This is a genomic window from Streptomyces sp. NPDC054847, from assembly GCF_053610925.1.
The window spans coordinates 1,229-3,042 of sequence record NZ_JBSGZJ010000635.1 but is presented as its reverse complement, the minus strand read 5'-3'; the positions used below and the strand labels follow the sequence as shown (position 1 = coordinate 3,042).

Genomic DNA, 1,814 nt, shown 5'->3' with positions numbered 1-1,814 from the left:
GCCCACGCGGAGGACGTGGTGTTGGTGACCGTGAACTCCACCGTGTAGGTGGTGTTCGGGGTCATCCGGGCCGGGGTGGTGGGCGCGTAGTACGTGTCCTCCGTGGTGGAGTCGACGTAGATCACGCGCAGCAGCGGCCGGAGCTGCGGGTCGGGGGCGGCGGCGGACAGGAAGATGGAGCGTTCCTGCGGGCCGGCCGTGGTCTCGTCCTTCAGCTTGATCAGGGTGCCCTTGTTGCTGGTGGGCGTCTTGACCCAGCTCTGGGTGAGGGACGTGGCGTCCCACCAGTGGCGGCCGAGGTCGGTGTTGAAGGCCGGCACGTAGTCGGAGACGACCGAGGAGTGGTCACCGCCCGCCGTGGTCCACGCGGTGGTGGAGTTGGCGTTGTTCCAGGTCGCCTGGGTCTCGGTGAAGTCCCGGGTCAGTCCGTGGAGGTTGTACTGGGCCTTGGTGGTGGTGGTGCGCTCGGTGAGCGTGGACCACAGGAAGACCCGGCTCTCGAGCACCGTCGCGGTGGTCGGGATCGTGGTGGTGGGCCACTTGATCACCGAACGGGTCTTGCCGTAGGTGCCCGAGTTGTTGCCGACCGTCAGCCAGTCCTGGCCGAGGGTGCCCTGCTCGATGGTGTTCAGGTTGGTCGTCGGCTTCAGTGAGGACAGCGTGGTGTCGGTGACACCGGCGCCGGCCTGGATGAGCCGCATGGTGCGGCCGGCCTTGGGGACGCCCACGACGCGGGTCGGGGAGCCCAGCACCTGGCCGTCGGCCGTCTTGACCGCGATCTGGTAGTAGTACGACTTGCCGATCTCCGCGCTGCTGGAGTCCGGGGTCGGGACCGCGGTGGTGTCCGTGTAGGTGGTCGCCGTCTTGGCGATCGGGGCGACCAGCGTCGCGGCCGAGGGCGTGAACACCTGCTGCGTGGAGCGGTGCAGCTGGTACTCGGCGATGTCCAGGTCCGCGTCACCGGTGGTGTTCTTGTACGCCGCCCAGGACAGCTCCGGACCGGTGCCGTGCACGACGGTCGGCGAGTTCAGCGAGGTGCCGACCTTGCCGAAGGTGACCGTCAGGCGCGGGATGGTGGACGTCTCGCCGCCGTAGTCGTAGTCCCCGGCCTCGTACTGCGGACCTCCGAGCGGCGCGGTGGAGGTCTCGTTGACGGCCTTGATCACGAAGCCGTAGTTGGGCGAGGTGCCCGAGACCCACTTCTGGACGGTGTCGCCGACCCGGAAGTTGTGCCACTGGTTGTACTCGCCGATGTCCTTGCGGATCTGCGCCGGGTTGACCAGCCGGACGCCGTCGGCGATGGTCCGCTTGGTGGAGTCACCGGTGTCGCCGAGAACGATCTTGCCGGTGTTGCCCTTGGCGAAGTCGATCTGCGCGGTGCCGAGCTGGCGCCAGCCGGTCGTTCCGGTGGCCTGGTTGACCGTGAAGTTCGCGGCAGGCTCGGCGGACGTCACGGTGTACGGGGCGGCCGTCGCGCCGTCCGTCTGCACCGGGGTGTGGACCTCGACCTTGTAGTCGGCGGCCTCGGGGACCATCGGCTGCCAGGTGTACGACTCCCCGGTCGCGGTGTTCTTGTTGTACGCGTAGTCGCTGCCGTGGCCGGTGCCGGTGACCCGCGGCCACTCGCCGACCGCGGCCGTGCCCGCGTCACCGTCGTCCATCAGGACCGTGGTCGCCGACTGCTCGCCCACGAACGTGCTGGTCTTGTCCCACGTCGCCGTGGTCTCGTCCCACGCACCGGTCGCCCGGCGGACCTCCACGTCGACGTTGGTCGAACCGGAGGTGTGGACCTGGTCGAAGTACATCGACAGCTG

At 68.6% G+C, this 1,814-nt stretch carries 1 protein-coding gene; it reads right to left on the bottom strand.

Translation table 11 applies throughout. From position 1 onward, the window contains the following. Window positions 1–1,814, bottom strand: a 1,814-nt coding sequence (locus tag ACWGH4_RS33520; protein ID WP_453467495.1) for a DNRLRE domain-containing protein, incomplete at both ends; no start/stop codon positions are given.